19 protein-coding genes are annotated in these 23915 nt (G+C 38.8%); 12 read left to right on the top strand and 7 right to left on the bottom strand.

Annotated elements, in window-relative coordinates; all coding sequences use genetic code 11:
* Window positions 1-183 precede the first annotated feature (183 nt).
* The 8 genes from ACSVDJ_RS18285 (at window position 184) to ACSVDJ_RS18320 (ending at window position 9987) form a co-directional block, all read left to right on the top strand.
* The gene (locus ACSVDJ_RS18285; RefSeq protein WP_439167819.1) at window positions 184-1542 is read left to right on the top strand and encodes a cytochrome ubiquinol oxidase subunit I; all 1359 of its coding nucleotides are present in this window, start codon (window positions 184-186) and stop codon (window positions 1540-1542) included.
* Window positions 1543-1554: 12 nt separating this feature from the next.
* Window positions 1555-2595, top strand: coding sequence for a cytochrome d ubiquinol oxidase subunit II (locus ACSVDJ_RS18290; RefSeq protein ID WP_439167821.1), 1041 nt, complete (start codon window positions 1555-1557; stop codon window positions 2593-2595).
* Window positions 2596-2680: 85 nt separating this feature from the next.
* Window positions 2681-3364: a response regulator transcription factor gene (locus ACSVDJ_RS18295; protein WP_439167959.1), complete on the top strand. Its 684-nt coding sequence runs from the start codon at window positions 2681-2683 to the stop codon at window positions 3362-3364.
* A 4-nt stretch (window positions 3365-3368) separates the two neighbouring features.
* A complete protein-coding gene (locus tag ACSVDJ_RS18300; RefSeq protein ID WP_439167822.1) occupies window positions 3369-4373 on the top strand; it encodes a sensor histidine kinase in 1005 nt (334 codons plus the stop codon).
* A 115-nt stretch (window positions 4374-4488) separates the two neighbouring features.
* Window positions 4489-5250, top strand: coding sequence for an ABC transporter ATP-binding protein (locus ACSVDJ_RS18305; protein WP_439167824.1), 762 nt, complete (start codon window positions 4489-4491; stop codon window positions 5248-5250).
* The gene (locus ACSVDJ_RS18310; RefSeq protein WP_439167826.1) at window positions 5240-7186 is read left to right on the top strand and encodes an FtsX-like permease family protein; all 1947 of its coding nucleotides are present in this window, start codon (window positions 5240-5242) and stop codon (window positions 7184-7186) included. Before ACSVDJ_RS18305 ends, ACSVDJ_RS18310 begins: the two co-directional genes overlap by 11 nt.
* Window positions 7187-7455: 269 nt before the next feature.
* Window positions 7456-8388 (top strand): L-lactate dehydrogenase, encoded by a 933-nt coding sequence (locus tag ACSVDJ_RS18315; RefSeq protein ID WP_439167828.1) that lies wholly within the window; start codon window positions 7456-7458, stop codon window positions 8386-8388.
* Between the two features lie 27 nt (window positions 8389-8415).
* Window positions 8416-9987 carry an L-lactate permease gene (locus tag ACSVDJ_RS18320; RefSeq protein ID WP_439167829.1) on the top strand — a complete coding sequence of 524 codons (1572 nt, stop codon included), beginning with the start codon at window positions 8416-8418 and terminating at the stop codon, window positions 9985-9987.
* Between the two features lie 115 nt (window positions 9988-10102).
* On the opposite strand, the gene ACSVDJ_RS18325 is transcribed toward ACSVDJ_RS18320, so the two are convergent.
* Both ACSVDJ_RS18325 and ACSVDJ_RS18330 read right to left on the bottom strand, forming a co-directional pair.
* Window positions 10103-10537 carry a DUF6526 family protein gene (locus ACSVDJ_RS18325; RefSeq protein ID WP_439167831.1) on the bottom strand — a complete coding sequence of 145 codons (435 nt, stop codon included), beginning with the start codon at window positions 10535-10537 and terminating at the stop codon, window positions 10103-10105.
* A gap of 76 nt (window positions 10538-10613) precedes the next feature.
* Window positions 10614-11525 (bottom strand): LysR family transcriptional regulator, encoded by a 912-nt coding sequence (locus ACSVDJ_RS18330; protein ID WP_439167833.1) that lies wholly within the window; start codon window positions 11523-11525, stop codon window positions 10614-10616.
* A 124-nt stretch (window positions 11526-11649) separates the two neighbouring features.
* Between ACSVDJ_RS18330 and ACSVDJ_RS18335 the strand changes: the two genes are divergently transcribed.
* Window positions 11650-12696 (top strand): 2,3-butanediol dehydrogenase, encoded by a 1047-nt coding sequence (locus ACSVDJ_RS18335; protein WP_439167835.1) that lies wholly within the window; start codon window positions 11650-11652, stop codon window positions 12694-12696.
* 82 nt (window positions 12697-12778) lie between these two features.
* Window positions 12779-13672, top strand: coding sequence for a 3-hydroxyacyl-CoA dehydrogenase (locus ACSVDJ_RS18340; RefSeq protein WP_439167837.1), 894 nt, complete (start codon window positions 12779-12781; stop codon window positions 13670-13672).
* A 144-nt stretch (window positions 13673-13816) separates the two neighbouring features.
* Here the strand turns inward: ACSVDJ_RS18340 and ACSVDJ_RS18345 are convergent, their stop codons facing one another.
* Complete coding sequence (locus ACSVDJ_RS18345; protein ID WP_439167838.1) at window positions 13817-15175, bottom strand: MATE family efflux transporter; 1359 nt, start codon at window positions 15173-15175, stop codon at window positions 13817-13819.
* Between the two features lie 531 nt (window positions 15176-15706).
* Between ACSVDJ_RS18345 and ACSVDJ_RS18350 the strand changes: the two genes are divergently transcribed.
* Window positions 15707-16639 (top strand): helix-turn-helix domain-containing protein, encoded by a 933-nt coding sequence (locus ACSVDJ_RS18350; RefSeq protein WP_439167839.1) that lies wholly within the window; start codon window positions 15707-15709, stop codon window positions 16637-16639.
* 29 nt (window positions 16640-16668) lie between these two features.
* Window positions 16669-17631 carry a helix-turn-helix domain-containing protein gene (locus ACSVDJ_RS18355; protein ID WP_439167840.1) on the top strand — a complete coding sequence of 321 codons (963 nt, stop codon included), beginning with the start codon at window positions 16669-16671 and terminating at the stop codon, window positions 17629-17631.
* A 64-nt stretch (window positions 17632-17695) separates the two neighbouring features.
* Here ACSVDJ_RS18355 and cydC read toward each other — a convergent pair whose 3' ends face one another.
* Genes cydC through ACSVDJ_RS18375 form a run of 4 tightly spaced genes read right to left on the bottom strand, consistent with a single transcriptional unit; the run spans window position 17696 to window position 23566 of the window.
* On the bottom strand, window positions 17696-19438 hold the full coding sequence (cydC, locus tag ACSVDJ_RS18360) for a thiol reductant ABC exporter subunit CydC (RefSeq protein ID WP_439167841.1): 1743 nt from the start codon (window positions 19436-19438) through the stop codon (window positions 17696-17698).
* Window positions 19435-21156, bottom strand: a complete 1722-nt coding sequence (gene cydD / locus ACSVDJ_RS18365) for a thiol reductant ABC exporter subunit CydD (protein WP_439167842.1) — start codon at window positions 21154-21156, stop codon at window positions 19435-19437. Before cydD ends, cydC begins: the two co-directional genes overlap by 4 nt.
* Window positions 21156-22166, bottom strand: coding sequence for a cytochrome d ubiquinol oxidase subunit II (gene cydB, locus ACSVDJ_RS18370; protein ID WP_439167843.1), 1011 nt, complete (start codon window positions 22164-22166; stop codon window positions 21156-21158). The genes cydD and cydB overlap by 1 nt, the downstream gene beginning before the upstream one ends.
* Window positions 22166-23566: a cytochrome ubiquinol oxidase subunit I gene (locus ACSVDJ_RS18375; protein ID WP_439167844.1), complete on the bottom strand. Its 1401-nt coding sequence runs from the start codon at window positions 23564-23566 to the stop codon at window positions 22166-22168. The genes cydB and ACSVDJ_RS18375 overlap by 1 nt, the downstream gene beginning before the upstream one ends.
* Window positions 23567-23915 lie beyond the last annotated feature (349 nt).

Below are 23915 nucleotides of genomic sequence, written 5' to 3' on the forward strand. Positions count from 1 at the left end.
CCTTTACATGAATTGTTACAAAAATCACTAATTTTAGTATAACAATGATTGCTTTCATAATGAATTTTGAGCACCTTGATTATGTGCTATCGTCAATAACCTTTCACACCCTTGATACATATCCTTTCCGACATTGGAAAAGATATGACGGATGAGGAAAAAGAGGAAAGGACGTAATAGGTTATGGATGATTTATTTATTGCCCGTTCCTTATTTGGAACGACGATGGCCTTCCATATTATTTTTGCTACGATTGGGGTCGGGTTGCCATTAATGATTTTAATAGCGGAATTGTTGTATCAAAAAACGAAGGATTTAGATTATGTCGTCATGGCGAAGCGCTGGACGAAAACATTTGCGGTGTTATTAGGGGTCGGGATTCCGACTGGGACGATTGCCGGCGTGCAATTATCACTGTTATGGCCTGGCTTCATGGAAGTGATTGGTCGCGTCATGCCCCTTCCGTTCCAAATCGAAATTTATGCTTTTTTTGTTGAAGCATTATTTATGTCTATTTATGTGTATGCCGCTGAACGAATTGCTCCGTGGATGAGAATCGTTAGTTTAGTTTTCGTTGCCTTAGGAGCGTTGGCATCCGCTGTCTTAATCACGAATGTTCATGCCTTTCAAGGAACCCCCGCCGGTTTCCGCTATGAAAATGGACAATTCGTTGACATTGATCCTTGGGCGGCATTTTTTAACCCTAGCTTCTTTGTCACCGCAGGTCATGTAGCTTTATCGGCTTACGTCGTTGGCGCATTTGTGGTCGCTTCTGTTGCCGCTTATAAAATGATGAAAAATAAACGGGGATCGAAAGTGTATCTTTTTCACCAAAAAGCTTTAATGGTTAGTCTCGTTGTTGGAGGAATCTTCTCTTTTTTAACAGCGATCAACGGCCATGAATCCGCCCAATATTTACACGAATATCAGCCGGAAAAACTAGCGGCGGCGGAAGGCTTATTCGAAACGCAATCACACGCCCCTTTAGCTATTGGCGGATTCACCGATCGCGAAACCCAAACGGTCAAAGGAGCAATTGAAATTCCGTGGGTGCTTAGCTTTTTATCAGGGAATAGCTTTGATACGGTCGTCGTCGGCTTGAACGATTTCCCAGAAGAGTATTGGCCACCGCTTTTTATCCATACGCTCTTTAATGCGATGGTCATGATTGGCTCCCTTCTCATTCTGGTAGCCATCATCGGACTTCTCTGGAAAAAATTCAGTAAAAAAGGACATTTCCCGAAACCGTTGCTCTGGATATTCGTATCGTGTGGCCCACTTGCTGTTATTGCGATCGAATGTGGCTGGATTTTCGCTTGTACGGGTAGACAGCCTTGGGTCATTTATCGTGTACTCCAAACCGCCGATTCCGTCACATCCGTTCCTAATTTAATGATTCTCTTTATTTTATTCTTGATCGTATACGTGATTTTAAGCATCGCTGTCGTTTCGGTGCTTCGATACTTCTTTAGAAAAAATACGGAATTAGATGATTTGAAAAAAGCAAAAGAAAAATACATAGGAGCTCATTCAAATGGATAGGAGAGAATGCCAATGACTGATGCGTTAATTGCCATTACCGTGCTTTGGGGATTTGTGTTTATTTATTCCGTCATGGCCACGATGGATTTCGGAGCCGGCTTTTGGTCGATGATTTATATTAATCGAGAACAAACGAGAGCCACTAATGTCGCCAATCGTTATTTATCCCCTACATGGGAAGTCACAAATACGTTTATTGTCGCTTTAGTCGTGGCTGTTTATAGTCTGTTTCCTACCGCTGCTTATGTGTTAGGAACGATCCTGCTTATTCCGGGAAGCGCCATTTTGCTGTTGTTGGCACTTAGAAGTAGCTTCCTCGTGTTTTCAAATATCGCCACCGAATACAAAAAACCGTTAACTTATGTGTCAGGGATCACTGGAATCCTCATTCCTGGTTTATTAATTAGTGTGCTCCCCATCACTCATGGTACATTTATCGATTACACGAACGGATCACCTTCGTTAAATTTACAAAAATTATTTACGAGCCCGAATGAATACGCCTTTATCGGCTTTGCAATCAGCAGTACGCTCTTTCTCTCTTCTTTATTGCTAGCGGACTACTCGAAAGCTTCTCATGAGAAAGAAGCGTATGAAACGTATGTGCGTGATGCTCGTATTCTTGGACCGATTTCGTTAGCGATGGCTTTTCTCATTATGTGGACGTTGAAAACAGAGGCCCCTTGGCTTTACGAACGAATGATGGAAGACCTTCCCCTATTATTTCTTTCGATCGGCTTCTTTTTGATTGGAGGAATTGGGCTTTTCGTCCCATCGATTCAAGATAAAAATGTTCGCGGAATGCCAAGACTCGCCGTTGTCGCCGTCGCCATTCAATACTTGATTGCTAGCTACGTCTATGGAAAAGCTCATTTGCCTTACATCGTTTATCCGAATGTGACGATTCAATCGGCCTTTACTGATCCAAATTCATTTAGAGCCGTATTTGTCACTTATATCGTTGGATTTGCGATCCTATTTCCGGGCTTCTTCTACTTTTGGCGTTTATTTATGAATGATAAAAAATATTTACGACAAAAAGCCCGTGAATAAACGCTGGCTTTTTCATTGTTCGTGGCATTCGACAAGATTTTCCTATACAATTTAAGAAATAATTACAAATTGTGTGGTGAATCCGTTGTTTAAATTATTATTAATTGAAGATGATGCTTCCTTATTTCACGAAATTAAAGATCGCTTATCGCAATGGTCGTATGATGTATATGGAATTACTGACTTCGCTCAAGTGCTTCAAGAATTCACAGCCATCAAACCGGACTTAGTCATTATCGATATCCAGTTACCGAAATTTGATGGCTTTCATTGGTGCCGAATGATTCGCTCTCATTCTAATATACCGATTATTTTCTTATCCTCTCGCGATCATCCGACCGATATGGTGATGTCGATGCAGCTTGGGGCTGATGATTTTGTTCAAAAACCATTTCATTTCGATGTGCTTATCGCCAAAATCCAAGCGATTCTTCGTCGTGTATATAATTACAATACCGAACCAATTGAACTAAAAACATGGTGCAAAGCAACCGTTGATTACGAAAAGAATACCGTCACAAATGATGCAGGTTCAATCGAGCTAACGAAGAATGAAATCTTTATTTTAAAACAGCTCATTGAACAAAAAAATAAAATTATCAGCCGTGAAGCGTTGATTAATAGTTTATGGGATGACCAACGCTTCGTTAGCGATAATACGTTAACCGTTAACGTCAATCGTTTGCGCAAAAAGCTCGATGAACTTGCTCTCGGAAGCTACATTGTGACAAAGGTCGGTCAAGGATATATGGCGAAGGAAGAGGATTGATTTCATGATTAAAACATATATACTCGAACGGCTTAGCTGGATCATCCTATTTTTATGTTTACAATTATTGGTCGTTCTTGTCGTTTTTATCGATCCATCTATTCCTATTGAGGCAGGTTTTTATATTGTCTTGCTATCAATGCTCATTTTTTCGACCTTTTTGGTCATTCGCTACCATAAAGAAACGAAATTTTATCAAAGCTTGCAAGAACGCGATCATGACCTTGATATCACAAACCTTCCTGTACCAGAAAGTCCTTTTGAACAAATCATCGCTACGAGCATGACGAAGCAAACAACAGCATTGAAGCAGCAAGCGACCGAAAATCGCGTGCTGCTTGAGCAGGAAAAGGATGAATTATTAGCTTGGGTTCATGAAGTGAAGACTCCGCTAACAGCCATGCACTTAATGATTGATCGCCTAGAGGATGATAAATTGAAAGCGGCTATGACGTATGAATGGCTGCGAATTCACCTGTTATTGGATCAGCAGCTTCATCAAAAACGAATTCCTTTTATGGAAAATGATTTATACATTGAAAAAACGAGTTTAGAAGACATCATCTTTCAAGAAATTAAGACATTGCGATCGTGGTGTATGCAAAAGCAGATCGGCTTTGACGTTGATTTAGAGGTAGAAAACGTCTTAAGTGATACGAAATGGCTCGCCTTTATTATCCGACAACTGCTTACAAATGCGGTCAAATATAGTGAAGCATCCGATATTATCATTAAAAGTTATATCACGAATGAACAAACGGTACTTCAAGTGCAAGATTTCGGACGGGGCATTGACCCCAAGGACATCCCACGCCTCTTCGACAAAGGCTTTACGTCCACAACTGAGCATCAAAATAACGCAGCAACGGGCATGGGGCTGTATTTAACGAAAAAAATCGCCAAACCGTTATTGATCGACATCACCATTCAATCCGAACTTGGAGTAGGAACAACCGTTACACTCACCTTCCCGAAGCGAAACGACTTCGTTCGTACTATTAGCATGTGACAACAATGTCACATGCTTTCCTTTTTTGTTCGGTCATTCGAAGGAGAAACGTACCCAATCCTTTTATAATAAAGAAGAACATAAGCAAACAATCTTTCAAAAGGAGCGTGTTCAAATGACGATTTTAGAAGCAACGAAAATTCATAAAAGCTATGGAAATAAGTTTAATAAACAAGAAGTGTTAAAAGGCATTGATTTAAACATTGAAAAAGGCGAATTCGTCAGTATCATGGGGGCGTCTGGCTCAGGGAAAACAACGTTACTGAATGTCCTATCCTCCATCGATCAAGTGAGCCTAGGCAACATTAAAATTAACGGAAAAGAAATGACCAATATGAAAGAGAAGCAACTGGCGGAATTCCGTAAGCATCATTTAGGCTTTATCTTTCAAGACTACAATTTACTAGACACATTAACCGTAAAAGAAAATATTCTCTTGCCGTTATCAATCATGAAAGTATCGAAGCAAGAAGCTGATCAAAGATTTCAGGCGCTAGCGATGGAGTTAGGCATTCAAGAGCTAAAAGATAAATACCCAAGTGAAATTTCTGGCGGTCAAAAGCAGCGAACATCCGCAGCTAGAGCGTTCATTCATCATCCTAGCATTATTTTCGCCGATGAACCGACTGGCGCCCTTGATTCAAAATCGGCTTCTGATTTATTAAATAAACTAAGCGAACTAAATCAAAAACGACAAGCTACAATTATTATGGTCACACATGATCCGGTTGCCGCAAGCTATTGCAGCCGAGTGATTTTTATTAAAGATGGACAAATCTACACGCAGTTAAATAAAGGAAATGAAGATCGACAAGCATTCTTTCAAGACATCATGAAAACACAAGGTGTGCTAGGTGGGGTGCAGCATGAGCGTTAATCAACTCATCCTCCGAAATTTGAAAAAAAATATAAAGAACTACTATCTTTATATTTTCGCTTTAGTGTTTAGTGTCGCCCTTTATTTCGCCTTTGTGACGTTGCAATATGATCCGTCCATGGATGCAGCAAAAGGATCTATTAAGGGAGCCGCTGCTATTGGAACAGCATCCATTTTACTCGTAGCAATCGTGGCGATTTTCCTGTTATATGCGAACAAAATTTTTATGAAGCGACGCAGTAAAGAAATTGGCTTATTTCAATTAATCGGAATGACAAAAAACGAAATTTTTCGCCTGCTAAGCGTGGAGAGTTTTATTCTTTATTTCAGTTCATTAATGATCGGAACATTGGTAGGGTTCTCTATTTCGAAGCTAGTGATGATGATTTTATTTAAAATATTAGGCATTGAAGAAATAGCCAACCTGAATTTTTCTATGCAGGCATTTATTCAAACATTGATCGTGTTTGCGGTCATCTATCTCTTCATTTTACTAACGAATTACATCTTTATTAAACGACAAACGATTTTATCGTTATTTAAAGTGACATCAACAACAGAGAGTAAAGTGAAAAAGATTTCAATATTTGAAATCTTGCTTGGAATCACAGGAATTATCTCAATCATTGTTGGCTACTATACTTCATCGAAATTATTTGGCGGCGACTTTGTCTCAATGAAAGAACTGTTCATGGCCATGGTCTTTATTCTTGCCACAGTCATTATCGGTACATACCTTTTCTATAAAGGGTCGGTCCGTTTCATTGCCAACGTCATTCGAAAGAAGAAAAATGGTTACTTAAATATTAATGACGTGCTATCGCTGTCATCGATTATGTTTCGCATGAAATCAAACGCGCTGTTGTTAACGATCATTACAACCGTATCAGCGCTGGCAATTGGCTTACTATCACTTAGCTATATTTCCTATTACTCTGCGGAAAAAATGGCGGAAAACTATATACCACATGATCTTTCTATGACAAATGAACAAGAAGCAGCACAGTTCACAAAAGAATTAAAGGCTCAAAACATTTCATATAGTGAACACAAAATGGAGATCGTTCAAGCCCATGCAGATATCGCCCAAATACTAGCTTCAAAAACAGATAATGAAAATATGGACCTTGAAAACTCCCAGCTTCCAGTCATCAGTGACAAAGCAATAAAAGACATCGATCTATCGGCAGATGAAGCGATGTTCACTGGCTATAACGACTTATTTAAGAAGTTCATGCCTTTAAAAGATGATGGAAAGATTGGATTAAAAGGAAAAAATAATGTCATTACTCAAAATTATATCGGGTTAAATGAGGATTTTGTGGCATCCTTTTATTTCACTGCTGGTGGTTTACCTACCCTTATCGTTGACGACACAATTTTTGAACGCTTAAAGAAGGATCTTGATCCAACCATCCAAATGGAATCATCCATTTACATCGGCATTGATATTAAAGATAAAGAAAACATTAAGAAAGCAAACGATCTGTTCGAGACATTCTCTTCTAGTGAACAAGGAAGCAATCATTCTCAACTAGAAATGGCCTCGCAACAGAAATCAACTATGGGACTTGCCATGTTTATCGTCGGCTTCTTAGGCCTTACGTTCCTCATCACCTCTGGCTGTATTCTGTACTTTAAGCAAATGGATGAGAGCGAAGAAGAGAGAAGCAATTACACGATCTTAAGAAAACTCGGCTACACACAAGGCGATCTATTAAAAGGAATCCAAATTAAACAGCTCTTTAATTTTGGTATCCCATTAGTCGTCGGCTTACTACACAGCTACTTTGCCGTCCAATCCGGTTGGTTCCTATTCGGTACCGAAGTTTGGACGCCGATGATCATTGTCATGGTCATCTACACTGGCCTATACTCCATCTTCGGCCTATTATCCGTGCTTTACTACAAAAAAGTAATTAAAGAAGCATTGTAATCACACTTTATTATAGTAAAATAGACTCATCATCACCAAAAGTGATGATGAGTCTATTTTAGTTGTGGCTGACCTTTAATTGCTGAATCATATTCTCTACATAATAAAAATGATAATTATTGGACGAATTTCTTCCTTATAAATATGACAAACTAAACTTGTAAAATTTTTTTCACAAAATGGACTAGAAAAAAATCCGAAAATGTGGTATTTTTTATGTCGGTTTCTGAAATGTTTCACCAATCTGATTTAATTGGAGGGAATTTTCTTTGGAAATGACATTAGGAAATAAAGTGGTGTTAATTGGAACAGGTGCTGTCGGCTCAAGTTATGCATTTGCTTTAATGAATCAAGGAATTAGTAGTGAGCTCGTTCTTATTGATTTAAACGAAGGAAAGACGAAAGGCGATGTCATGGATTTGGATCACGGAGTTGTGTACGCGCCTAGTCCAATGAGTATCACTTTTGGTTCGTATGAAGATTGTAAGGATGCTGCAATCGTCGTCATTTGTGCAGGAGCAGCGCAAAAACCAGGGGAAACTAGATTAGATCTCGTCCAGAAGAATGTAAAGATTTTTGAATCAATTGTCGGCCAAGTGATGGATTCTGGATTTAATGGCATCTTTTTAGTTGCTACTAACCCCGTAGACATTTTAGCTTACGCCACATGGAAATACTCTGGTCTGCCGAAAGAGAGAGTTATTGGTTCAGGAACCGTATTGGATTCAGCCCGCTTCCGCTCTTTATTAGGTCAAGAGTTCAATACTGCACCTACAAGTGTGCACGCCTATATTATCGGTGAGCATGGCGATTCACAACTACCCGTTTGGAGCTCAGCCAATATTTCCAGTATCCCAGTCGCACCAAAGTTAACGGATGAAAGAAAAGCAGAAATCTCCATTCAAGTACGTGACGCAGCCTATAAAATTATTGAAGCAAAAGGTGCCACTTACTATGGAATTGCGATGGGATTAGCGAAAATAACGAAAGCCATCTTGCAAGATCATCAGATCACCTTACCAGTTGGTTCACTTTTAGAGGGTGAATATGGACATCATGATGTATACATCGGAGTACCTACTGTTTTAAATAGAACCGGTGCAAAAACCGTCTTAGAACTCTCGTTAAATGAACAGGAAAAGGCTCAATTCGATGGCTCCGTGAAAACATTGAAAGAGATTCAAGCACAGATTTGGACATAATTTGATTGACGAAGAGGAGTCTTAACTATGTTAGTAGAAACTTTTGATCCATTTAATCATCTTGGTATCTCAGCACTGGTTGCTGCGGTGCCAATCATCTTGTTCCTTTTATGTTTAACCGTGTTTAAAATGAAAGGACTGAATGCAGCACTACTTAATTTAGCCGTTACCTTCGCAATTACATTTTTCATATTTAAATTACCAGCAGGTGAATCGGTCGGTAGTGTGATTCAAGGATTGATTCAAGGTATTTTCCCGATTGGATATATCATTGTCATGGCTGTTTGGTTATACAAAATCTCAGTGAAATCTGGGCTATTTGACACTTTGCGTGGAAGTATTGCTAGTATTACACAAGATCAACGCCTTCAGCTTTTATTAATCGGCTTTTGCTTAAGTGCCTTTCTTGAAGGGGCTGCTGGCTTCGGTGTTCCGATTGCCATTTGTGCCGTATTATTAATTTCATTAGGCTTTCAACCGTTACAAGCAGCGATGCTTTGCTTAATTGCTAATGCGGCTGCTGGTGCGTTTGGAGCGATCGGTATTCCTGTAGGTATTATTGATACATTCGGTCTAGAAGGTGTCACAGCAATGGATGTATCTAAGATCAGTGCGTTCATTTTGCCAATTACAAACTTCATCATTCCATTTGTATTAATTTGGGTTCTTGATGGGTTCAAAGGTATTAAAGAAATATTCCCAGCTCTTTTAGTTACAGGCATCGTTTATTCAGCTACTCAAGCATTCATGACTGTATTCGTTGGTCCAGAGTTAGCTGACATTATACCAGCTTTAATCACGATGGGAGTTTTAACTATCTTCCTTAAAAAGTGGAAACCGAAAAATATTTTCACACTTAATGGGAAAGAAAATAAAGTTGAGACATACTCTATTGGCGAGGTTGTTAAAGCATGGTCTCCATTCTTATTGTTAACGGTTTATGTGTTAATTTGGAGCTCTGCGACTTTTAAAACCCTATTTGCTGAAGGTAACGTCCTTCACAATTCTATCATTAAGTTTGTAATTCCAGGATCTTCAATCAATATAAGCTTAGATTTTATTGGGGCAACTGGAACGGCTCTATTACTTGCTTGTGTAACAACAATCGCTATCACAAAAACGATCAATTTTGCAGAAGGATTCTCACTTCTGAAACAAACAGTTGTTGAGTTTTGGACACCAATCATCATGATCTGTGCCATTATCGGTATTGCCAAACTGATGACTTACGGTGGATTAACAAACGCGTTAGGAGAAGCAGTGGCAACGACTGGAAAGATCTTCCCGTTACTTTCTCCGATCTTAGGATGGATTGGCGTATTTATGACAGGATCTGTTGTCAACAACAACACACTATTTGCTCCAATTCAAGCAACGGCAGGTAACATCATTGGAACAAATCCAGCACTATTAGTTGCTGCTAACACAGCTGGAGGAGTTATGGCGAAAATCGTCTCTCCACAATCTATTGCTATCGCGACCGCAGCAGTTGGTGCTACTGGACAAGAGTCCACACTAACGAAAATGGCGATCCGATACAGCTTTGCCTTCCTATTCTTTGTATGTATTTGGACCTTTATTTTATCACTCTTTTTATAATTTTACCTTTAAAGGTCTGATGACCATATAGTATGATAAACAGTTGTTTTTGTTCATCATTAGCAAAAAACCTCCAGCCTCATGTGGGCTGGAGGTTTTTCGTATGAACTATTCATTACACGCGATACTCATCTGCGCGCCAATTGTTAATCGCCTTTTTGATCTCCTTAGGAGCCAACTGCTCTTGAGCGGCCTTTTCTGCCAATGCTGGATACTCTTCATCTGAAGCAAAACGAAGAGCGATCAATTGCGGAATCGTTAAGCATGGATCTAATCGCTTATTTGTTAAAATATAATAACGAAACTGCTCTTCTGTACGAATGAGCCGATCTTGCAAAGCAAGGCCATACATCCGTGCTAATATTCCAGCAAGAGCACTCAATATCGCTAATGCTAATAGAAGAAACGTATTTAAAGAAAACTCCCCGTTTTTAACGACTGAAAAAGTGTACACAATAGCTGAAATTAGTGTAATAGCAGCCAGTGGCATCCAAATAAAATGTTGCAACGGATTATAACGCGTATGATTCTCATAAGATTGCTTTTTCATAAAGATAATCCACCTCCTTCATAAACATTTCACATACCTATATCCGTATTATATATTTTCTTTGCCCGTAAAGGTATCAAAACGTATCCGATCTCGTTAAATCCTGCTTAAAAAATTGAATGATTTGCTTCGATAGGACAGAAAGCTGGTCATTTCGTTTGTTTAACCATCCAAAATAAACCTCCTGTTGAGGATAGGGCATAACTTCTAACGTAACCAATTCTCCACTCATAATTAGAGGGTGATTAGCAAATGAATAATCATGTCCAATCGTGACCGCCACATCTTCTATTAATGCTTTTTCAATCGCATAGCTATTATTTGTAGTGCATAATACTTGAGCATCTCCAAAACTTTTCGTTAACGCTTCCATGAATTGATCGACATAATCATCTTTATATAAGATAAATGTTTCTTTTATTAGCTCTTGAGGATGAATCTTTTTTCTGTTAGAGAGGGGGGATTTCTTCCCTACACAAACAACCATTTTCCCTTTAATAACCGCTTCAAAATCTACTCCAATTTTTTCTTGGAGCATTTCTTGAGTCAGAGCAACAAACCCCATATCGACCTTATTCTGTTTGAAATTCTCGATAATCTCAAACGAACCTTTTTCTGATATTTCGATGTTAAGACTAGGGTATTTCTTTTTCAAAAATGCCACTGTCCGCACTAAAGTAGGCATCACACCAGGCATGCCTTCAAAGCGTAAGTCTCCCGTTATGGCATGCGCTTGAAAATAAGCTTCTTCCTTTAATTCTCGAATCTTATTCAACGCCTCCACGGACTTCTTAATAATCTCTTTTCCTGAATCTGTAGGAATAGCTCCTGCCCTAGAGCGGTAAAATATTTTTAAATCTAATTCTTTTTCTAAAGCTGTAATCGATAAGCTAAGCCCTGATTGGGTAATATGGAGTATTTCAGCTGCCCTAGATATAGACTGATATTTCGCAACCTCAACGATATGCTCAAGCTGTTCAATATTCATGAACCTCACCTTTCCTTAAGTGAAACTTATGTATCCATTAATACTTTTAAATTTATTAAAACATAATGTGACAATATAATGAACATATAAGCCTTACATTAAATGTACTAAGGAGATGTAATATATGAAAGCAGCTGTATGGTATGGAAAACACGATGTGCGAGTGGAAACTAAAGAAGAACCTGTTATTCAACCAGGGAAGGTAAAAGTAAAGGTTGCCTTTGCTGGTATCTGTGGTAGTGATTTGCACGCTTATCATGGTGCAGGTGTTCAACAAGACGTTCCTCATCCTGTTTCCGGAGAGATGGCTCCGCTTACATTAGGTCATGAATTCGCTGGAACAGTTAGTGAAATCGGTGAAGGGGTAGAAGGTATCTCTATCGGTGATCGCGTAACTATTGAACCACTTATTTATTGCGGTAAATGTCAATATTGTAAACAAAATCATTATAACCAATGTGTAGATTTTGGTTTTATCGGGTTAAATGCCAACGGTGGATTTGCTGAATATGCTGTCGTTGAACAAAAAATGGTGCATAAACTTCCTGATTCCATGTCACTTGAAGAAGGAGCATTAGTCGAGCCAGCAGCAGTTACTGTACATGCTGTACGACACAGCCAACTAAAAGTAGGCGATAAAGTCGCTGTATTTGGAGTAGGACCTATCGGATTATTAACGATCATGGCGGCTCAAGCTGCTGGTGCATCAGAAATCTATGCAGTCGACGTTTCTCCAGAGAGATTAGAAAAAGCAAAAGAAATAGGAGCAACACATACGATCAATGCGATCGAGGAAAACTCTGTCGAGAAAATTCTTTCTCTATCCGCAGGCGGTGTTGATATAGCGTATGAAGTAGCCGGCGCTGAAGTAACATTAGCGAACGCTCTTTCTACTGTTAAGAAGAAAGGCGAAGTGGTGATTGTCTCTATCATCCCTGAACCTGTGAAAGTAGATATTCTTCAATTGACGATTAAAGAAGCAAATATGACTTCTGTATTAGCTTACCGCAACATTTTCCCTGAAGTCATCAACTTAATCGATTCAGGCAAGCTAGATGTCAAAAAAGTTATTACAAAGAAAATTGCTTTAGACGAAGTTGTTGAAGAAGGATTAGAGCTTCTTGGTAAAGATAAGAGTCAAGCGAAGATTTTAATCGATATTCAAAAATAACTCAATTACAAACGTCAAAAATGTTTCCAACCTTAAAAACTAAGTATGAACATTCCTGTTCAGAAGAGAGGGGCATAATTTTATGAATTTCAAACATGTTACGGTAGCTGGTGGAGGAGTATTAGGGAGCCAAATTGCATTCCAATCTGCTTTTAAAGGCTTCGAAGTTTCTGTTTATGATATTAATGAAGAAGCACTGAAAATGACGGATTCTCGATTTAAAAATTATATGGAAATATATAAACAGGATGTAGGTGCAACCCAAGAGGAAGTGGAAGCAGCATATACCCGCTTAAGTACGTATACAGATTTAGCAAAAGCCGTGGAAAATGCCGATATCGTAATTGAAGCTGTCCCAGAAGTAGTCGCAATTAAAGAAGATTTCTATACGAGATTAGGACAAGTTGCTCCTGAAAAAACGATATTCTGTTCGAACACATCAACATTTATGCCAAGTCAATTTGCACCAATTTCAGGTCGTCCAGAAAAATTCTTAACTTTGCATTTTGCAACGGAAGTTTGGAAGCACAATATGGGTGAAGTAATGGGTCATCCTGGAACAGATAAAAAATATTTCGAAGAAGTGTTAGCATTCGCAAAAGCGATTGGAATGGTACCTATTCCTATTCATAAAGAACAACCTGGTTATGTCTTAAACAGTATGCTTGTTCCTTATTTTGTTTCAGCTTTAAATCTTGTTGTAAATGAAGTAGCATCCCCTGAAGACGTGGATAAAACGTGGATGATTGCTTCTGGTGCTCCTTTTGGACCATTTGCTTGGATTGACTTAGTTGGTCTACAAACAGCTTACTCTATCACTAACGGTCTTGGTGAACAAGGCGATGAAAATTGCGCAAAAATTGCTGAATACATTAAGACGAATTTCATTGAGACAGGCAAATTAGGAAAACAAGCAGGCGAAGGGTTTTATAAATATCCAAACCCTAACTACTTGAATGAAGACTTTTTAAAATAAGTCTAGCCTACAAATAGACAAAAAAAGGTGGAGAAAACGACTCATTTTTCTCCACCTTTTTATTTTAGGTACTTATTGGACAGTCCCGCTCACGATAACAAGTTAACTGATTTTTAACTTAATATTTCTTGTTCTATTTCACATTCAGATGTTTTGCGCTCTAAGCAAATTGAATTCTTTTTTCACCATCCAAACGAGCCACAAGGTAATCACTACGTCAATCGCTAATGAGCCATAATAAACCCCAGCTACACCGAAGAATTTTGGTACAATGATCATCGTCGGTATATAAAACACAACTTGTCTGGCGATACCGATCATCGCAGCTGGCTTTCCTTTATCAATCGATGGGAATAACGTCATCCCCATAAAAATAAGAGAACACAGCGGCAAAATGGCAAGATATACACGAAAATATAATAAATCTGCACTCGTAAATACAGTATCCGTTAACATGAAGCTTAAAACTGTAATCGGGTCAATCATCGCCCATATCCAAACGGGTAATGTTAACGCCATTGACGTTACGGTAAATACTTTATACGCATGAATCACTCTTTCATATTGATTCGCACCATAATTAATCCCAATCACCGGCTGCAACGCACGCATAAGCCCGAATATCGGAGTAAGCAAAAATGTAAAGACACGATACACTACTCCATAGAAAGCGATATCTGCTACTGTGCCGTACTTCGATAACACATTAAAGACAATGACTGCTTGCACTAAATTCATTACCACCATAATTAATGAAGCCATCCCTAATCGAATAATCGATCGAACCGCTTCTGAATCTCGATGAATGCGGAGCAATTTCGTTGGAAATGAGGCATACCCTTTCCCAAAGTAAATCCAGCCGAGCAACGTATACACAAACATTGCGATGTTCGTTCCCCAAGCTGCTCCTTCCACACCGAAATGTAACACACCCATAAACACGTAGTTTACAATCACATTAACGACTAAGCCTAATCCCATCATCCAGGCAGCGGTTTTCATTCTTCCTTCTGCTCGAATCATCATATTAGCTGCTAAGCCATACACCCAAAAGAAAGCGCCTATCACCGTAATACGGAAATAATCATCTCCTAGCGATAACGCCTCTCCCTTTCCCCCCATCGCTTCGATGAGTTGCGTCGAGAATAACAAACCGAGTATCATATAAATCACGGTCGTCACAATCGTAAGCCAGTTCACATTTCCCAATAATCGCTCTTGGGTTTGCCGATCTTTTGCTCCAATAGAAATACTCAACATAGCTCCAGCACCGACACCGATGAGCGAGCCGAAAGCAACACTTATTTGCGAAAGTGGGTAGGCAACCGATACACCAGCCAATGCCGCTTCACCGACATAATAGCCAACAAACACAGCATCTAATACGGCATTCAACCCATATAACACCATCGCAATAATAGCTGGCCAAGATAGCTTCCACATAACACTCCACATGTTACCTTGTAAAATCAATTGCTTTTCTTGTATCGCCGCTTTTGTCATACAACCCCTGCTTCCTTCATATGATTTTTTAAATTTTTTAATGAGAATTATTTTCAATTGTATAAAATGTAAAGATAACAAACAATCAAGTTTGAATATATATGGCATAGAGCCGAAGAAGTTTGTGTTTTAACTGAAATCAATCAGTGAGAGATGCCTCCTACTGATTGAAGTATCCCTTTATTATTGTTTAAGCTGCCAACCACTAACTAAAGAAAAGAAGCATGCAAGGGCAAGAAGCCATTTACGTTGACCAGCAAAACTGAGTATCGTCTTCAATGCTTCAGACATAAGTATAAAGTCCTCTCTTTATTGATTTTGAGCAATTTTTCTTTGAAGTAATACCTTAACGAATAAAACAAACATCCCCCCCTGTTTCTATATATTTAGGAAATAATTTGGTAGAATGAAAATGAGAATCTTTATCGTCTATTTAACTTAATGGATTGATCTAGCTCTATCAATGATCTGGTAGTGATTAAGTCTAATCACGATAGCAGTTCGTCTAATCAATATTTAGGTGGGATGAAATTGAAATGTGTATTAACTGAAGTTCATAAGCCTTGTTTATCGAAGCTATATTTTTATGAATGTAAAAATAGTGGATTATATAACAATGAAGGTCATTTATATAAATTACGAAAAGAATTTGGAGAAGGATATTATTGGGTGTATAGTTATCGAAATCTTTTCTCTATCAGTATTTGTGATCTTCGTATTCATAAAGACTTTCACTTTCATCATGTGCATTCGAAATTTTTCTCTATAAATTATTATGATTTCATTCAAATTGACGAGATTTCTCATAATCGAACACTATCATCTAACAACAATTACACCTATTTAAGTAACGATACACCTTACCATACCCGTTATTATAAAAATAATCGTGTACTAGGAATCGGTATTCAAGTTACTCCCGATTTCCTCGTAGAAAAATATGATTATAGTTATCCGGATGCCATCGCTCTTTTCAATAAAATGACTAGTTACTGCTACCCAGAATTATCGCCTTTATTGATGGAGATTAAAGATTTTCGAGGGATGGGCATCGGTGCAAAAATATTTTATGAAGCGAGAGTATACGAAGCTTTATCTATTATTTTTAATAAAGTACATTCCCAAAATCCAGAATATAAAGGTTTAACAAAAGAAGATTTATCCAATATCATTCTCGTTACTCAATATATAGACGATCACTTTACAGAACAAATTAGATTGAAAGATTTGGAACACATTTCATACATGGGAAGTACGAAACTGAAAAAGACATTTAAACAAGTTCATCAATGTACAATCACGGAGTACATTCAAAGAAAAAGAATAAACTACGGGGAACAATTGCTAAAGGTCCACTCATTAACTATCAAAATCATTGCGAAAAAATGTGGATACAATAATCCAACGCGTTTCACTGAATTATTTTATAAATACACTGGTCAATTACCGAGTGAAGTTAGATAACATCGGGATAAAGAAAGGAGGAAAAATCATTGGCAACTATTTTACAAACGTTATACGAACCGCATTTATCGAAGTTTGGATTATACCCATTGAAAGATGAAAATAATATAAAAAATTGTGGTTTGACTTATATGCTCGATCCTCATATCGGAAAAGGATATTATTGGATTTATCCTGTAGGTAACTTATATGCGATCACGATTCATGAATTATTTTTTACACATGATGTAGCGTTTCAATGCGAACATCCATCGTTTGTAAACGTAGGCATTTACGAATCGTCAATTGCACGGATGATGTTCGGCAGTACCGTCTCACATCCAGAAAATTTGTTGGGGTATGTCAGTGAAGGGGGCACTTATGAACAGATGATACGGAAAAATGTGCCGGTTCGATGCGTAGGGGTTTCTTTCATGCCGGAGTTTTACAAAGAACACTTAGCGAAGCAGTTCTCTGAGGATTTCGATGAATTGGCAACCATCTTTTCTAAGTTGAATGGCGATGATACCATTCCAGAAGTGATGATGGTGTTGAAACAAATTCGCACTTTTCAACCATCTAAGAAAATAGCAAAAATGTATTATGACAGTAAAGTACAGGAAATCATTTCACTCGTCATGCAATGGGGAGAAGATCGGTTATCATTTTCAGAGACAAAGCAGGTGCCGGACTGGGAAATACCATCTCTTGAGCAGGTATCCGATTACTTAGAGAAAAATTATGCGAAACGACTATCGTTAAATACGTTAGCGAATATCGCTTGCATGAGCCGAACTAAATTGACCTCCTCCTTCAAAAAACTCCATGGTCTAACTATCACGGAATACACACAATCGCTTCGTATAGAAAAAGCGAAAGAGCTTTTGTTGAATTCAAACTGGAAGATACAAAGAATTGCTCATGCAGTAGGCTATAAAAACCACGGCAGTTTTTCTGAAATGTTTAAGCACGCCACTGGATTCACGCCAAATGAGTTTAGAAAGCAACCATGATAAAAATAAAAAAAGTGGTAAGAAATGAATCTTAACCACTTTCCTAATAAAATGATCTATGCTTTCACGTTGTTAGATCAAACGGGCGATCTAACACGTAAAGTCGCTGATAACGCTCATTTGTCTTCAATAAATGTTCATGCTCACCTTGTAAGGCAATTTCTCCTTGGTCAAGGAATAACACACGATCCGCTTTATGAATAAACGCTAAATGATGTGTGATCCATAAGACAGATTTTCCTTTTAACACATCAAACATCGTCGTAAGTAGCTCTTTCTCTGTTAACGGATCAAGTCCAATTGTAGGTTCATCTAAAATTACAATCGGCACATCCTGCAATAGAATACGAGCAAGAGCAATCCGCTGACGCTCCCCTCCAGAAAATCGACTTCCCATCTCGTGCACTTGCGTTTCATATCCATTCGGCAAAGATTCAATTAAATCATGAATTTTCACTTGTTTCGCCGCTTCGTACACTTCTTCGTCCGTCGCCTCTGGACGTCCAAGACGAATATTGTTTAAAATCGTCGTATCAAACAGATGAGGATGTTGATTTAATACAGCAACCCATTGAGAAATACTAGCGCTCATCCCATGAGTAGCTACTCCGTTCAACGTAATCGAGCCATTCGTTGGAGGAACGACGCCTTCGATTAATTTAAGAATCGTTGACTTTCCTGCCCCACTCGGTCCGAGCAAAGCCACTTTTTCACCTTGCGTAATAGAAAAACTAACATCATCTAGCACACGGCGATACTCATCATATTGGAAAGAGACATGCTGCAATTCAAGAACAGCTGGCTCACCGTTTGGCACGATCTGGTGCTCATCCTGCTTATCAGCCGCTTGCTTATCACCTAGCTCAAGCCCTGACAACCGATCAATCGAATCTTGATAAGACGGGATCTCACTAACAGCGTCTGATAGCGGTAAGAACGCTTCTGTTAGTGGAAACAACACTAGCACGAACGCTGCAATAAGCGTATAGTCAATGGCACCAATCGAGCTTTCATTCGCTGTCCACGCTAACATTGAAACAACCATAATCGCAATAACAACTTGCGCCATAGAGTTTCTCCATCTAACGAAACGATTTCGCTTTTGTTCTAGCAATAGCAACTGATGCTCCTGACGTTCATATTCCTCAATAAATTCCATCTGACGACCACTGTACTGCCAGTCACTTACACCCATGACCGCATCTGTTAATCGTCCGTAAAGAACATGACGTCCTTGTTTAATTTGTTGTACTTTCGCTTTCATCACAAGCAAAGAAACAAACGGAAACAAAAATACTAAAACACCAGCATAAATCGCCATTAATAAAGCAAACGGCCATGAAAAGAACCCAAGAGCTATCACGGCAAGTAAATAAAGAAATAAGCTGACTAAGCTAGGAAATACTGTTTTTAAATAAATGTCCTGAAGCCGTTCCACATCATCTGCCAGTATCCCTAACACATCCCCTGTCTTTAACTTCGAACGTGGATGTAACACTTGTGGTTCAACTAACTGATACACTTTTAAGCGCATTTTTGACAGGATTCTCAACACGACTCCATGGCCAACTAATCGCTCAATATAGCGTGAGACCGCTCGTCCAATTCCGAAAGTACGAACACCGACAATCGGAATGTAGACCATCAATAAATTTTCTGGTCTTGTTGCTGACTTAGAAATTAAGTATCCAGATGTGTACATTAAAGAGGATGCTGCAAAAACAGTTAAAAACCCTAATAAAACAACAAATATTAATAAGCGTTTGTTCTCTTTTAAGTAAGGGAGAACCCAACCTTTATCGTTCATGCCTCATCCCCCATTTGTATTTTCACCATCTGATAGTACTGGCCTTTCTTCTTCATAAGCTCCTCATGTGTACCTTCTTCTACTACTCTTCCTTGATGCAAGAAATAAATATAATCCATATCCACCATCCAATGAAGTCGATGCGTTGCTAATAAGACCAACTTCTCTTCGAACAAGTTAACAAATCTTTCTTTCAAGTCATATTCTGTTTCAATATCTAAATGAGCTGTCGGTTCATCTAATAGCAATATTGGACGTTTTTCAAGAAAAGCTCTAGCAATGGCTACCCTTTGTGCTTGTCCACCACTTAATGTACGCCCGCCTTCACCAATCTTCTCATCTAACCCGTTCGGAAACTCTTGAAGTAACTGTGATAACCCCGCTTGATCGGCCGCCCACCGTACTTCTTCTAAAGTCGCATTCGGATGATAAAACGCAATATTATTGAACAGAGTATCCTGAAATAAATAAGGATGCTGGGGAATATAGATGAGCTGTTCTTGCCATTCCTTCCTTTGCAAGTGGGTAAATGATTGTCCGTCGACCTTGAGGCTACCCGAATTCGTCTCAATAAAGCCACCAATCAAATCAATGAATGTTGACTTTCCTGCCCCACTCTCCCCAACAATACCGATTTTACGATACCCTTTGATAGAAAGTGATACATCAGCAAGAGATGGCTTCCCTTCGATTTCATGTTGAACAGTCACAGAAGATAGTTCGATATTCGTTTTCTCATTAACACGGTCCATTGGTCGTCTTTCCTCTGCTTTAAATTGAGGAAGAGAAGCAATTTCCTTCAATTTCTTTCCCGCTTCTTGTCCATTTAACGTCGCATGATAATCTGCACCAATCTCCCGTATCGGCAAGAAATATTCTGGCGCCAAAATTAAAATCGTCAAAGCAGGCTGTAGCAACAACTCTCCTTCAATTAAGCGTAAGCCCAAGAAAACAGCTACTGTAGCAACTGATAGCGTCGTGAAAAAGTCCATAGCAAAAGATGATAAAAAGGCAAATCTCAACGTTCCCATCGTCGTTTTGCGATAGCGGTCGCTGACTAGTTCAATCTTTTGACTATGGGATCGACTTAAACCTAAATACTTCAGTGTTTCTAGTCCTCTTAATGAGTCCACAAAGTGATTGGAAAGGACGCGATACATGTCCCACTGCTTATCTGCTTTCTTCTGAGCAGCCCAACCGAGCAGAATCATAAAAGCAACTAAAATCGGTACAACAACAATTAAAATAACGGCTGATGTACGATCCTGAAGCAGCACATACACGACAATCATCGCTGGAATAATCATCATATTTACCATCTTAGGAGTAAACAAGACGATATATTGCTTAAACTGCGAGATTCCATCTAGCAGTAACGTAACGATATTTCCTGTTCCAATTTTCTTCGCCGCCCGCGGCCCTTGGTGAAATAAACTATCTAGCACCTCCGCGCGTAATTTTGCGCCTATATCCGCTGAATAGCGATCCATCATTTTATTCTTTATATGCTGAATGCCATAGCGAGTAAGGAAGCTAAGCACAAAATAAAGCGTTTCCGTATATACCTCTTGAAAAGCGCCGGAATTAAAAAGATGAGTGACCACTTCTGCAAGCATAATTGCTTGCAGAAGAATGGACACTCCTTGTAACACTGTCAATATCGTAAGAGACGCTAATAATTTTTTCATACCTTCATATTGAAGTAATTGTTTATCCATTAATAAACCATGTCCTTCCCATCAACACGTTTACGGAATACATAGTAGTTCCAAATTTGGTAACCAAGAACGAATGGTAGTAAAGTAAGTGAAACAATCGTCATCACTTTTAATGAATAGGCACCTGATGCCGCATTATAAACCGTTAAATCATAAGCACTGCTAATTGAACTAATCATCACACGAGGGAATAGAGCAACAAAAATCGTTGAAATCGTTAAAACAATTCCCATGCCGCTGAAGAAGAAGCTCCAGCCATCTCTTTTCTTCTTCAACATCACAATTGTCGCTACGTAACAAACAACGATTAAAGCGATCATTGGGATCGTTACATTGCCTCGATACGTAAATAAATCTGTGTATTTATAAGAAAGCGCAACGAAAGCAACTAGTGAAATAAGAACTGGAAAGACCACTTTTTGTGCCATTTTACGAGCGCGCACTTGCAAATCTCCCACTGTGCGTAACGTTAAAAATACTAATCCATGCATTAAGCATAGTAATGTCACAACAATTCCACCAGTGACAGAATACGGGTTCACATAATCAGTGAATCCTGCGTGTAACGTCATTGTTTCATCAATTGGCATTCCTTTTAAAAGGCTAGTAAATGCTACTCCGAATAAAAATGGAGGTACGATACTTCCGACAAGAATAGCCAAATCCCATGTATTTGTCCACTTCTTACTATCGACTTTCCCTCTAAATTCAAACGACACACCACGAACGATTAAAGCAAGTAAAATAAACACAAACGGAATGTAATAACCGCTAAACATTGTTGCATACCAGTGAGGGAAAGCAGCGAACATCGCTCCCCCTGCTGTTAATAGCCATACTTCATTGGCATCCCAGAAAGGCCCAATCGTATTAATCATAATGCGACGTTCAAGATCATTTTGCCCTATAAGTCTTCCAGCCATTCCTACACCGAAATCGAATCCTTCAAGGAAGAAGAAACCGACAAACAGAATAGCTACAAGAAGAAACCATAATTCACTTAATTCCATTATTGGTAAGCCTCCTTATCGAAAGGATCAATGTTGTCATGTACATCTTGAGAGTCTTGTCCATGATGTTCCGTGCCTTTTTTAATTTCTTGTACAAATAAGTAAACTAACACAATTCCAAGGATTAAATAGATCGTTGTAAAGGAAATGAACGAGAACAATAGTTCATTATATGAAACGTTAGGCGAGATCGAAGCGGATGTCGTCATCAAGCCAAATACAGTCCACGGCTGACGACCAATCTCTGTCATAATCCAACCAGCTGAGTTCGCAATGAATGGGAATGAAATTAATCCCACCATCACTTTTAATAACCATTTTTGATTCATTAATGTCTTTCTATATTGGAACCATAAACCTAATGCGGCAGCGAAGATCATCACCATACCAGCAACAACCATGACTCTAAAGCTCCAGAATGTTGTTTTGACTGGTGGAATATAATCCCCAGGGCCATATTTTTCTTCATATTCTTTTTGTAATGTCAGCATTCCTGGTACAGAACCAGAGAATTTCTCGTAAGTTAAGTAACTCAATGCATATGGAATATGAATTTCAGCAGAGTTTTCTTGTTTCTCCACGTCGATATTCGCGAATAACGTCCATGGAGCAGGGTCTGCACTATCTTCCCATAACCCTTCACTCGCTGCCATTTTCATTGGCTGTGAAAACATTAAATGCTGCGCTTGAGCGTGACCGCTGAAAGCAATCCCTAATCCTGAAATCAGTGCTACAACCATTGCCATATTGAAAGACTTAGTAAAAAATTCAACTTCTTTTTTCTTCAATAGTTTATAAGCACTCACACCACCAATGAAGAACGCTCCCGTTGCAAGTGCACCGAAGATTACGTGTGGGAATTCCACCCATAATTGAGGGTTCATCAATAGGGCAAAGAAATCATTCATCTCAGCACGACCATTATTCATCGCAAAACCTACTGGTTCTTGCATAAAAGCGTTAGCTGCTAAAATCCAAAGAGCTGATAACATTGTTCCAATCGATACGAGCCAAATACACATTAAATGCACTTTCTTCGATAAGCGATCCCAACCGAAAATCCACAATCCAATAAACGTGGATTCCATAAAGAACGCAAGCAACGCTTCAATCGCAAGCGGTGCACCGAAAACATCTCCGACAAATCGTGAGTATTCAGACCAGTTCATTCCGAATTGGAATTCCTGAATAATCCCCGTTACAACCCCCACTACGAAGTTAAGAAGGAATAAGTGTCCCCAAAACTTCGCCATCTTCTTGTAAATTTCTTGCTTTTTCACTACATAGAATGTTTCCATTAACGCTACCATGAACACAAGTCCGATAGATAATGGCACAAACAAGAAGTGAAAAATCGTCGTAGAGCCAAACTGAAGTCTAGCTAGTAATAACTCATCCATCTGTTGTTTCCCCTCCAAATTTTCTACGTTTTGTACGCTAGAGTTGATCTTGTTCACAGCTTCACATTTTTATCTAACATAGTTACTATTGTAGACCAGATGTATGGGGAATTTATGATACCTTTTTAAACAACTTGTGATAGATTTGCGTATAATTTGTGACAAGCTTCACGTAAATTTATGACTGTTTCTTGTATCTTATGACTTACATAGTTGACAAAATAAAGGGAAAATCGAAACATAATGCTTTTTCATCCTGCATCGCCAAAAAAGCTCTAAAGTAAAATAGGCGGAGAAAAAATCAATCATTTTTCTCCGCCTATTTTTGTCGATTTCATCTTTTCCGAAG

This window comes from Bacillus sp. Hm123 (assembly GCF_051842975.2).
Lineage (GTDB): Bacteria > Bacillota > Bacilli > Bacillales > Domibacillaceae > Bacillus_CE.

Bases quoted from the DNA above. Each gene is read 5' to 3' on its own strand.
- ACSVDJ_RS18285 (WP_439167819.1), top strand. From the start codon at position 184: ATGGATGATTTATTTATTGCCCGTTCCTTATTTGGAACGACGATGGCC.
- ACSVDJ_RS18290 (WP_439167821.1), top strand. From the start codon at position 1,555: ATGACTGATGCGTTAATTGCCATTACCGTGCTTTGGGGATTTGTGTTT.
- ACSVDJ_RS18300 (WP_439167822.1), top strand. From the start codon at position 3,369: ATGATTAAAACATATATACTCGAACGGCTTAGCTGGATCATCCTATTT.
- ACSVDJ_RS18305 (WP_439167824.1), top strand. From the start codon at position 4,489: ATGACGATTTTAGAAGCAACGAAAATTCATAAAAGCTATGGAAATAAG.
- ACSVDJ_RS18310 (WP_439167826.1), top strand. From the start codon at position 5,240: ATGAGCGTTAATCAACTCATCCTCCGAAATTTGAAAAAAAATATAAAG.
- ACSVDJ_RS18320 (WP_439167829.1), top strand. From the start codon at position 8,416: ATGTTAGTAGAAACTTTTGATCCATTTAATCATCTTGGTATCTCAGCA.
- ACSVDJ_RS18325 (WP_439167831.1), bottom strand. From the start codon at position 10,537: ATGAAAAAGCAATCTTATGAGAATCATACGCGTTATAATCCGTTGCAA.
- ACSVDJ_RS18330 (WP_439167833.1), bottom strand. From the start codon at position 11,525: ATGAATATTGAACAGCTTGAGCATATCGTTGAGGTTGCGAAATATCAG.
- ACSVDJ_RS18335 (WP_439167835.1), top strand. From the start codon at position 11,650: ATGAAAGCAGCTGTATGGTATGGAAAACACGATGTGCGAGTGGAAACT.
- ACSVDJ_RS18340 (WP_439167837.1), top strand. From the start codon at position 12,779: ATGAATTTCAAACATGTTACGGTAGCTGGTGGAGGAGTATTAGGGAGC.
- ACSVDJ_RS18345 (WP_439167838.1), bottom strand. From the start codon at position 15,175: ATGACAAAAGCGGCGATACAAGAAAAGCAATTGATTTTACAAGGTAAC.
- cydC (WP_439167841.1), bottom strand. From the start codon at position 19,438: ATGAACGATAAAGGTTGGGTTCTCCCTTACTTAAAAGAGAACAAACGC.
- cydD (WP_439167842.1), bottom strand. From the start codon at position 21,156: ATGGATAAACAATTACTTCAATATGAAGGTATGAAAAAATTATTAGCG.
- cydB (WP_439167843.1), bottom strand. From the start codon at position 22,166: ATGGAATTAAGTGAATTATGGTTTCTTCTTGTAGCTATTCTGTTTGTC.
- ACSVDJ_RS18375 (WP_439167844.1), bottom strand. From the start codon at position 23,566: ATGGATGAGTTATTACTAGCTAGACTTCAGTTTGGCTCTACGACGATT.